We start from the raw sequence: 8,686 nt of genomic DNA on the forward strand, positions 1-8,686 counted from the left end.
GATAAGAACTCCGACGGCCCAACACCGCGACGTAGTCTCGCGGGCTTCCCCGAGCCTGCCTTCCGGCGAGTGGAAAACTCCCTCGCAAACGTCCGCTGCGCTACGACCTCGCGCCGTGTCCGTTTTCAGCGAGCTGGAACCTTCTCGCAAACGCCCCCGCGCTATGCCCTCTCGCGGTGACCGGAATGACATGTCTGTGATTAGACACGCCGCACTTGCCGGTGGTCAACCCGCCGTCACCCTTCCGTTACACTCCGCACCCGCCTTTCGTGTTGATCTTGTTATGTGCTGTGGCAAATGATCAGCAACTTCGCTGTAATTCGGCGCGGGAGCAACCGGCAACCGCCACTCACTAGGCTGTGACCCTGTGACTGCACAACACGCGGTGCGCGAGCCCAAGATCGCCGTTCTGGTCGGCGGCGTCGGCGGTGCCCGGTTCCTCCAAGGCGTCCGGCAGCTGCTGCCCGAAGCCGACATCTCCGCCATCGTCAACGTCGGCGACGACGTCTGGATGCATGGCCTTCGCATCTGTCCCGACCTCGACACCTGCATGTACACCCTGGGTGGTGGCATCGATACCGAGCGTGGCTGGGGCCACGCCGACGAAACCTGGCACGCGAAAGAGGAGCTGGCGAAATACAACGCCCAGCCCGATTGGTTCGGCCTCGGCGATCGCGATATCGCCACCCATCTCATTCGCAGCGAAATGCTGCGCGCCGGATATCCGCTGTCCGCGGTCACCGAGGCGCTGTGCAATCGGTGGCAACCGGGCGTGCGGCTGATCCCGGCTACCGACGATCGCTGCGAAACCCACGTGGTGGTCAGCGATCCCGACAATGCTGGCGAACGTCGCGCGATCCACTTTCAGGAATGGTGGGTGCGGTATCGCGCGGCCCTTCCGACCCACGGATTTGCCTCGATCGGCGCCGAGCAAGCCTCTCCGGCGCCGAATGTGACCGAAATCATAGGCACCGCTGACGCCGTGTTGCTGGCCCCATCGAACCCCGTGGTGAGCATCGGCGCGATCCTCGCCGTGCCCGGGATCCGGGGCGCGCTGCGCACCAGCGAAGCCAAGGTGATCGGGCTCTCGCCGGTGATCGACGGAAAGCCGTTGCGCGGCATGGCCGATGAGTGCCTCGCGGCCATCGGTGTCGAATCCACCGCGGAGGCGATCGGCCGCCACTACGGCGCCCGTTCGGCCACCGGCATCCTCGACGGGTGGCTGGTGCACTCCACCGACTCCGCCGATGTTCCCGGCGTCGAGGTGCGCAGCGTGCCGCTGTTGATGAGCGACCCCGAGGCGACCGCTGAAATGGCGCGCGCCGCACTGGAATTGGCGGGAGTGAAGGCATGAGCGCACAGGAGTCGGCTCGCCCGCTGCCCGACCACGCCGCAGGCGAGCTGCGGATCCTGCCGGTGAACGGCCTGCCGGAATTCCGGCCTGGTGACGACATCGCCGAACACCTTGCCGCACAGGCGCCCTGGCTTGCCGACGGTGACATCATCGTGGTCACCAGCAAGATCGTGTCGAAGGCCGAGGGGCGCATCGTCGTCGCGCCGATCGACCCCGAGGGGCGCGACACCGCACGTCGCAAACTCGTCGACGACGAAGCCGTCCGGGTGCTCGCCCGCAAGGGCCGCACCCTCATCACCGAGAACCGGCTCGGCATCGTGCAGGCGGCCTCCGGGGTCGACGGCTCCAATGTGGCCGAGGGCGAATTGGTGCTGCTGCCTATCGATCCCGACGGCAGCGCCAAGGCCCTGCGCACCGCGCTCGCTCAGCGGCTCGGCGTCGACGTGGCCGTCGTCATCACCGACACCATGGGCCGGGCTTGGCGCAACGGGCAGATCGACGCGGCGATCGGGTCGGCCGGCTTGCGGGTGCTGCACGACTACGACGGCGCCGTCGACGGACAGGGCAACGAACTGCACGTCACGCTGGTGGCCATCGCCGATGAACTCGCCGCGGCCGCCGATCTGGTCAAGGGCAAGCTCGGCGGTGTTCCGGTGGCGGTGGTGCGCGGGCTCGACACCGACGACGACGGTTCCACCGCGGCGGCGCTGCTGCGCGGCGGCATCGACGACCTGTTCTGGCTCGGCACCGCCGAGGCGCTCGAGCAGGGTCGCAAAGAGGCTGTGCCGCTGCGTCGTTCGGTGCGCGCATTCACCGACGAACCCGTTGACCCGGACCGGATCCGCGCCGCCGTCGCGATCGGCCTCACCGCGCCCGCACCGCACCACACCCGCCCGGTGCGCTTCGTCTGGCTGCGCAGCGCGACCCTGCGGGCGCAGTTGCTCGAGGCCATGGCCGAGAAGTGGAGCGCCGACCTCACCGCCGACGGGCTCGACCCCGAACGCGTGCAGCGTCGAATCGCGCGCGGCCGCATCCTTTTCGACGCGCCGGAAGTGATCATCCCGTTCTGCGTGCCCGACGGCGCCCACGACTATCCCGACGCTCGTCGCCAGGCCGCCGAGCAGACGATGTTCACGGTGGCCGTCGGCGCGGCGGTGCAGGGCCTGCTGGTCGCGTTGGCCGCCGACGGCCTCGGCAGCTGCTGGATCGGCTCGACCATCTTCGCGCCCGAGATCGTGCGCGAGGTCCTCGGTCTCGACGAGGACTGGATGCCGTTGGGTGCCATCGCGATCGGTCATCCACTCGAAGCGCCCACCCCGCGAGTGGTCGGCGCGGCAGGCGCGGAACTGGTGGAACTGTGAGCGCGCAGTCGGCCGTGATGACGGAGACGGTCCGATGAGCGCGGAATCGCTGCACGCCTCGGCGACCGAGTTGCTCACCGAGTGGCAGCCGGCCACGGGCCCGGATCACTCACTGCGCGAAGCGTTTCTGGCCTTCCTCGGCTCGGCACCCCGTGGCTGCCTGCGCGAACACGCGCCCGGCCACATCACCGCATCGGCCATCGTGCTGTCCCACGACCGGCGCGACATCCTGCTCACCCTGCACCCGCGCGTCGGTCGCTGGATCCAGCTGGGCGGTCACTGCGAACCCGATGACAAGACCGTGCAGGACGCGGCGCTGCGGGAAGCGGTGGAGGAATCCGGCATTGCCGACTTGGTCCTCACGCCCGGTCTCTACGGCGCGCAGGCGCACCCGATCACCTGCTCGCTCGGCGTGCCGACGCGGCATCTCGACCTGCTCTTCGAGATCGTGGCACCGCCGGACGCGGTCCCGGTTCGCAGCTCCGAATCGACCGATCTGCGGTGGTGGCCGGTCGACGGGCTACCGCCGGGCGCTGACGTGCTGCTTCCGGTCAGAGGCCCAAAGTAAAGGCCCCTGAATAGGTCACTGACCTGTAACGACGGCGACCATGTCCAGTTCGGGCACGGTCGCCGTCGGCGTTATCGGACCGTCACTGCTTTACAAATTGGGAAATTTGTCTAGACAGCGGACGCATCCGGACATATCGTCTGTGACAGAGAGTTACGCACATCACAGGTGTGAGATGTGCCTCGGAACTGGAGACGATGATGTCGACTGATGCCAACGCGTCCGAGCAGCGGGTCGCGCCGCCGCAGTGGCGAGATTCCAAACGATATTTGTGGCTGTGGGGCCTGTTCGCCCCGACCGGCCTGTTCACGATCGCGATCCCCCTGATCTGGGGACTCAACCAGCTCGGCTGGCATCGCCTCGCCGAGGTCCCGTTCTGGCTCGGCCCGGTGCTGGTCTACCTCGTGATCCCGCTGGCGGATCTGTTCTTCGGGCCGGACGGCAACAACCCGCCCGACGAGGTGATGGAGTACCTGGAGAACGACAAGTACTACCGCTACCTCACCTACCTGTACCTGCCGTTCCAGTACGCCTCACTGATCTTCGCCTGCTACATCATCACCGCGCCGAACCTGCACTGGCTGGGCTTCCCCGGTGGGGCCAATGTGGTCGACAAGATCGGCATCGCGATCAGCGTGGGCATGATCGGCGGCATCGGCATCAACACCGCGCACGAACTCGGTCACAAGAAGGTCGAACTGGAACGCTGGCTCGCGCGTATCGCGCTGGCCCAGTCGTTCTACGGGCACTTCTACATCGAGCACAACCGTGGCCACCACGTGCGGGTCGCCACCCCGGAGGACCCAGCGAGTTCGCGCATCGGTGAGTCCTTCTGGGCCTTCTGGCCGCGCACGGTCTGGGGCAGCCTGCGCTCGGCCTGGCACCTCGAGAAGGAACGTCTCGGCCGGCTCGACAAGAGCCCGTGGACGCTGCGCAACGATGTGCTCAACGCCTGGGCGATGTCGGTGGTGTTGTGGCTCGGATTGATCGCGGTGTTCGGCATCGAGGTGCTGCCCTATCTGATCCTGCAGGCGGTGATCGGTTTCAGCCTGCTCGAGTCGGTGAACTACCTCGAGCACTACGGCCTGGTCCGGCAGAAGACCGCGAGCGGACGCTACGAACGACCGGCGCCCGCGCACAGCTGGAACAGCGACCACATCGTCACCAACATCTTCCTCTACCACCTGCAGCGCCACAGCGACCATCACGCGTATCCGACCCGGCGCTACCAGACGCTGCGCAGCTGGGACGGTGCGCCGAACCTGCCGAGCGGCTACGCCAGCATGATCCTGCTCGGCTACTTCCCGCCGATCTGGCGCCGGGTGATGGACAAGCGCGTGCTCGCGCACTACGGCGGGGACGTCACCCGCGCCAATATCGAACCCAAGCGCCGGGAGCAGGTGCTGGAAAAGTACGGAACCGAGGTCACGTCATGAGTGCCTACAGATGTCCGGTGTGTGATTTCGTCTTCGATGAAGCCAAAGGCGCGCCACGCGAAGGATTTCCGCCTGGCACACTGTGGACTGCCGTTCCTGACGACTGGTGCTGTCCGGACTGTGGGGTGCGGGAAAAGATCGACTTCGAGGCGGTAGGAGAATCGCTGTGACCGACTACAAGCTGTACCAGTGCGCACAGTGCGGTTTCGAGTACGACGAGGCCCAGGGCTGGCCCGACGACGGCATCGCGCCCGGCACCCGCTGGGACGACATCGCCGACGACTGGACCTGCCCGGACTGCGGTGCCCGCAAGTCCGACTTCTTCATGGTCGAGATCGAACGTTCGTGAGCGTCGCGGGCACTCCGCGCACAGGTTCGCGCATCCCGTACCAGGAGGCCGCGCGCGAACTGCTGCGCAACTCGGTCCTGGACGGGATGCGCGAATTGCTCACCGAGCGTGACTGGTCCAAGGTCACGCTCGGTGACGTCGCGGCAAGGGCCGGGGTGAGCAGGCAGACGCTCTACAACGAGTTCGGCTCGCGCTCAGGGCTCTCGCAGGCCTACGCGCTGCGCCTGGCCGACGACCTCGTCGACCATGTGCGCGAGGCGCTCGACGCCAATGCCGGTGACGCGCGCGCGGCGATCCGGGTCGGGATGACCGGGTTCTTTCTCTCCGCCGCGGGCGACCCGCTGGTTCGTTCGCTGCTGAGCGGGGAGATGAAGCCGGATCTGTTGCGGTTGATCACCCTCGACGCGGCCCCGCTGCTCGAGCACGCCACCGCACGCCTGACCGAGGTGTTCATGCACAGCTGGGTGGACGCGACGCACGCCGAGGCCGACGTGATCGCGCACGCGCTGGTCCGCATCGCGCTGAGCTACATCCCGAATCCGCCCGTGCCCGAACGTGATGCCCCGGCCGAGATGAGCGCCCTGCTCAGTCCGTATGTCGAGGCAATTGTGCAGGTACGAGGCATGCGAGTCGCCTCGAGTGACGTGGATCACTGAGAGAAGTCACTAGCCTTGATTCGCTCCGGTGTAACCATCACCACGTTTGATGATCTGCCGGTGTGTAACGCGCCCGCGGTCTGTCAGTATTCACATCGGTCGACGATTAGTCTTTTTACAGCGGAGCGGGTGTGCAAACGGTTGGCAAACCGGGGGGTTTTCGTGATCCCAAACGGTATCTCTGGGCATTAGGGCTGATCGCCCCGGCGTGCGCGCTGTTGCCCTCCCAGCTGGTGTTCCATACCAAGGCTGAAGTGTTCTGGTGGATCGGACCTGTCATCGTCCTGATCGCCATTCCCGTGCTGGACTGGATCGTCGGTGAAGACGGCAACAATCCCCGCGACGAGGACTACGCGGCGCTGTCGGCCGACCGGTACTACCGGTGGTGCACCTACCTGTTCCTGCCGATCCAGCTGATCAGCCTCGGCGTGGCCTGCTTCATGTGGACAAGCCCCGAACTGGCCCTCGTCGACAAGCTCGGCTTGGCCGCCACGGTCGGCTTCGTCAGCGGCATCGGCATCAACGCCGCCCACGAATTGGGCCACCGGGTGGAGAGTGCTGAGAAATTGCTGTCGAAGATCGCGCTGGCCCAATCGGGGTACGGGCACTTCTTCGTCGAGCACAATCGCGGACACCACGCACGCGTCGCCACCCCCGAAGATCCGGCCAGCGCCCGGCTGGGTGAATCGCTGTGGGAGTTCTTGCCGCGCAGCGTGATCGGCGGGTTCGGATCGGCCCTGCAACTCGAGCGCGCTCGGCTGTTCCGGCAGGGTCGCCGCTGGTGGAGCACTGATAACAACATCCTGCAGGCCTGGGCGATGACGGCGGTGCTCTTCGGTTCGCTGACGCTGGTCTTCGGCCCGTCGATTCTTCCGTGGCTGGTCATCCAGGCCGCGATCGGCATCGCGCTGCTCGAGACCGTCAACTACGTCGAGCACTATGGCCTGCTGCGCGCGCGCAAGCCCAACGGGCGCTACGAACGGTGCTCCCCGCGCGACAGCTGGAACTCCGATCGCCTGGTCACCAACATCTTCCTGTTCCATCTGCAGCGCCACAGCGACCACCACGCCAACCCGGGGCGCCGCTATCAGACATTGCGCAGCTCCGAGGAAGCGCCACAGCTGCCCGCCGGGTACGCCACCATGATCGTGCTGGCCGCTGTCCCGCCGCTGTGGCGTGCGGTGATGGACCCCCGCGTCGCGGCCCACTACGGCGGCGACCTGAGCCTGGCCAATGTCGCGCCCGAGAAGCCGAGACGGTTGCTGGCCCGATACCGCGCGGCGGCCTGAGGCCCCACCTCGACGGAGCCGGGAACTCGCGCGGCCCCAGACGGTAACCTAGCCAACGTGACGACCTCAGAACTCCCCGCGCGCACCGAGCTCACCGCTGACGTCCGCAACGGCATCGACTACAAGGTGGCCGACCTCTCGCTGGCCGAATTCGGCCGCAAGGAGATCCGCCTCGCCGAGCACGAGATGCCGGGCCTGATGGCGCTGCGTCGTGAATACCACGACGTCGCTCCGCTCAAGGGTGCGCGAATCTCCGGATCGCTGCACATGACGGTGCAGACCGCCGTCCTGATCGAAACGCTGGTCTCCCTCGGTGCCGACGTGCGCTGGGCCTCCTGCAACATCTTCTCCACCCAGGATCACGCCGCCGCCGCGATCGTGGTCGGCCCGAACGGCACCGTCGACGAGCCCGCGGGCATCCCCGTCTTCGCCTGGAAGGGCGAGACGCTGGAGGAGTACTGGTGGGCCGCCGAGCAGATGCTCACCTGGCCGGGCGAGCCGGCCAACATGATCCTCGACGACGGTGGCGACGCGACCATGCTCGTGCTGCGCGGCGCGCAGTTCGAGAAGGCCGGTGTGGTTCCGCCCGCCGACGCCGATCACTCCGCCGAGTACACGGTGTTCCTCGACCTGCTGCGCGAGAGCCTCGAGGCCGACAAGACCAAGTGGAGCGTCATCGCCGACTCGGTCAAGGGCGTCACCGAGGAGACCACCACCGGCGTGCTGCGGCTGTACCAGTTCGCCGCCTCGGGTGAGCTGGTGTTCCCGGCGATCAACGTCAACGACTCGGTCACCAAGTCCAAGTTCGACAACAAGTACGGCACCCGCCACTCGCTGATCGACGGCATCAACCGCGGCACCGACGTGCTCATCGGCGGCAAGAAGGTGCTGATCTGCGGTTACGGCGACGTCGGCAAGGGCTGCGCGGAGTCGCTCGCGGGCCAGGGCGCGCGCGTGCAGGTCACCGAGATCGACCCGATCAACGCGCTGCAGGCGCTGATGGACGGCTACGACGTGGTCACCGTCGAGCAGGCGATCGGCGATGCCGACATCGTCATCACCTCGACCGGTAACAAGGACATCATCACCCTCGAGCACATGAAGGCGATGAAGGATCACTCGATCCTCGGCAATATCGGCCACTTCGACAACGAGATCGATATCGCGGGGCTGGAGCGTTCGGACGCCACCCGGATCAACATCAAGCCGCAGGTCGACGAATGGACCTTCAAGGAGTCCGGTAAGGCGATCATCGTGCTGTCGGAAGGCCGCCTGCTGAACCTGGGCAACGCCACCGGCCACCCGTCGTTCGTCATGTCCAACAGCTTCTCCAACCAGGTGATCGCGCAGATCGAACTGTGGACCAAGCCGCAGGAATACGACAACGAGGTCTACCGCCTGCCCAAGCACCTCGACGAGAAGGTCGCCAAGATCCACGTCGAAGCCCTCGGCGGCACCCTGACCAAGCTCACCAAAGATCAGGCCGAGTACATCAACGTGGACGTGGAAGGCCCGTACAAGCCGGACCACTACCGCTACTGAGTCTCACGACACAACGGTGGGGCCGCCCCCCGACCGGGGGGGGGGCCCCCGCCGGTTTCGCCGGGGGGGTCCCGCGGTCTCGCCCCCGCGGGAACAGTTTTTTTTTGTGGGGATGGGGGAGCCCCCCCCCA

Annotated in this window: 9 protein-coding genes; all 9 read left to right on the plus strand. The window is 66.5% G+C overall.

The annotated features are described in order from the left end of the window. Window positions 1-385 precede the first annotated feature (385 nt). Window positions 386-1,354, plus strand: a complete 969-nt coding sequence (cofD, locus tag ACFWPX_RS06685; protein WP_378926575.1) for a 2-phospho-L-lactate transferase — start codon at window positions 386-388, stop codon at window positions 1,352-1,354. Next, the gene (locus ACFWPX_RS06690) at window positions 1,351-2,715 is read left to right on the plus strand and encodes a coenzyme F420-0:L-glutamate ligase (RefSeq protein ID WP_378926518.1); all 1,365 of its coding nucleotides are present in this window, start codon (window positions 1,351-1,353) and stop codon (window positions 2,713-2,715) included. Before cofD ends, ACFWPX_RS06690 begins: the two co-directional genes overlap by 4 nt. A 34-nt stretch (window positions 2,716-2,749) precedes the next feature. After that, the gene (locus tag ACFWPX_RS06695; RefSeq protein ID WP_378926519.1) at window positions 2,750-3,283 is read left to right on the plus strand and encodes an NUDIX hydrolase; all 534 of its coding nucleotides are present in this window, start codon (window positions 2,750-2,752) and stop codon (window positions 3,281-3,283) included. Between the two features lie 197 nt (window positions 3,284-3,480). Further along, window positions 3,481-4,719, plus strand: coding sequence for an alkane 1-monooxygenase (locus ACFWPX_RS06700; RefSeq protein WP_378916811.1), 1,239 nt, complete (start codon window positions 3,481-3,483; stop codon window positions 4,717-4,719). Further along, on the plus strand, window positions 4,716-4,889 hold the full coding sequence (locus ACFWPX_RS06705) for a rubredoxin (protein ID WP_358107553.1): 174 nt from the start codon (window positions 4,716-4,718) through the stop codon (window positions 4,887-4,889). The genes ACFWPX_RS06700 and ACFWPX_RS06705 overlap by 4 nt, the downstream gene beginning before the upstream one ends. Further along, complete coding sequence (locus tag ACFWPX_RS06710; RefSeq protein WP_266292625.1) at window positions 4,886-5,068, plus strand: rubredoxin; 183 nt, start codon at window positions 4,886-4,888, stop codon at window positions 5,066-5,068. Before ACFWPX_RS06705 ends, ACFWPX_RS06710 begins: the two co-directional genes overlap by 4 nt. Next, entirely contained in the window at window positions 5,065-5,724 is a 660-nt protein-coding gene (locus ACFWPX_RS06715) for a TetR family transcriptional regulator (RefSeq protein ID WP_378916807.1), read from the plus strand. Before ACFWPX_RS06710 ends, ACFWPX_RS06715 begins: the two co-directional genes overlap by 4 nt. Window positions 5,725-5,918: 194 nt before the next feature. Next, window positions 5,919-7,013: an alkane 1-monooxygenase gene (locus ACFWPX_RS06720; RefSeq protein WP_378926576.1), complete on the plus strand. Its 1,095-nt coding sequence runs from the start codon at window positions 5,919-5,921 to the stop codon at window positions 7,011-7,013. Window positions 7,014-7,070: 57 nt separating this feature from the next. After that, window positions 7,071-8,555: an adenosylhomocysteinase gene (gene ahcY / locus ACFWPX_RS06725; RefSeq protein ID WP_378926521.1), complete on the plus strand. Its 1,485-nt coding sequence runs from the start codon at window positions 7,071-7,073 to the stop codon at window positions 8,553-8,555. Window positions 8,556-8,686: the final 131 nt, after the last annotated feature.

This window comes from Nocardia sp. NPDC058518, assembly GCF_042719655.1.
In the GTDB taxonomy this organism is placed as follows: Bacteria; Actinomycetota; Actinomycetes; order Mycobacteriales; family Mycobacteriaceae; genus Nocardia.

What these genes read in the sequence shown, in the direction of transcription:
- ACFWPX_RS06700 (WP_378916811.1), top strand. Translation starts at nt 3,481, where the DNA reads ATGATGTCGACTGATGCCAACGCGTCCGAGCAGCGGGTCGCGCCGCCG.
- ACFWPX_RS06695 (WP_378926519.1), top strand. Translation starts at nt 2,750, where the DNA reads ATGAGCGCGGAATCGCTGCACGCCTCGGCGACCGAGTTGCTCACCGAG.
- ACFWPX_RS06705 (WP_358107553.1), top strand. Translation starts at nt 4,716, where the DNA reads ATGAGTGCCTACAGATGTCCGGTGTGTGATTTCGTCTTCGATGAAGCC.
- ACFWPX_RS06690 (WP_378926518.1), top strand. Translation starts at nt 1,351, where the DNA reads ATGAGCGCACAGGAGTCGGCTCGCCCGCTGCCCGACCACGCCGCAGGC.